Genomic DNA, 1,403 nt, shown 5'->3' on the forward strand with positions numbered 1-1,403 from the left:
TTACAAAAAAACTAGCGGAATGCGGAAAGCGAGCGTGACTTTAGTGCGCTCGATGAAAGCGGGCGGGGACTTCAGTCCCCTTCAGTCTTTCTTGTAAAGTATTGTCACAGACTGTATTTGTTTTACACCAACTTTGCTGTTGTAAGTATATCGTGATCAGGTCGAAGTCATGCTAGTTTTTGAATTCAAAATATACGGAAAGCGACAGCAGTTTGATGCTGTCGATCAAGCTATTAGAACAGTACAATTTATCCGAAACAAAGCAATTCGCTTGTGGATGGATGGCGAAAAGATTGGTAAAAACGATCTAAGTAAATACTGTGCATTATTAGCAAAAGAATTTTCGTTTTGTGATGAATTGAACAGTATGGCTCGACAGGCGAGTGCAGAAAGATCATGGTCTGCAATCTCCCGATTCTACGATAACTGTAAGAAGAAGGTTCCCGGTAAAAAGGGATTTCCACAGTTCCAAAAAGACAACCGCTCAGTCGAATATAAGACTAGCGGTTGGAAATTGGCAACAGATAGGAAATCCATCACCTTTACCGACAAACAGGGGATTGGGAAGCTGAAACTAAAAGGGACACGCGACTTGCATTTCTACCAAGTCACTCAAATTAAACGAGTCAGGTTGGTAAAACGTGCAGACGGCTATTACGTTCAGTTTTGCATTCAGGTTGACCGTTCCGAAGTCGTAGAAATAACTGGAAATGCCATTGGACTAGACGTAGGATTGAAAGAATTCTACACCGACTCCAATGTAATTGCAGTAGAGAATCCACGATTTCTCCGCAAGGGAGAATGTAGACTGAAGAAGTCCCAAAGACGGGTATCAAGGCGCGTCAAGGGTTCCAACAACAGAAAAAGAGCCAGAGTGACTCTGGGAAAACGCCACCTCAAAATAAGTAGACAACGTAAAGATTTTGCTGTGAAATTAGCAAGATGCGTAATTCAGTCTAACGACTGCATAGCCTACGAAGACTTGAGGATTAAGAACATGGTGAAGAATCACTGTCTAGCGAAATCGATTAACGACGCATCTTGGTATATGTTCCGAGTTTGGATGGAATATTTTGGCAAAGTATTCGGAAGAATTACGATTGCCGTTTCACCCAATGGAACCAGCCAAGAATGCTCTAGCTGCGGAACGATTGTTAAGAAGAGTCTATCAACACGAACTCACGTTTGTAGATGTGGATGTGTTTTAGACCGTGATCACAATGCAGCTAAGAATATCCTAAGTCGGGGATTAAGTACGGTAGGGCATACCGGAACTTGGGGTAACAATACCTTGAACGCTTGTGGAGAATTGACCGCTACCGATGTTGAAGTAATTCTGCATCGGCAAGTCGATTCATAGAAGCAAGAATCGAGCGTGGCGTTGACTCCCGCTTGAGTGTCAA

Annotated in this window: 1 protein-coding gene; it reads left to right on the plus strand. The window is 42.9% G+C overall.

What is annotated here, in order from left to right; all coding sequences use genetic code 11:
* The first annotated feature begins 169 nt into the window (after nt 1–169).
* Nucleotides 170–1,360: an RNA-guided endonuclease InsQ/TnpB family protein gene (locus QUB52_RS29090; protein ID WP_332976351.1), complete on the plus strand. Its 1,191-nt coding sequence runs from the start codon at nt 170–172 to the stop codon at nt 1,358–1,360.
* Nucleotides 1,361–1,403 lie beyond the last annotated feature (43 nt).

Source organism: Microcoleus sp. A6-C6, from assembly GCF_036705955.1.
Classification (GTDB): Bacteria; Cyanobacteriota; Cyanobacteriia; order Cyanobacteriales; family Microcoleaceae; genus Microcoleus.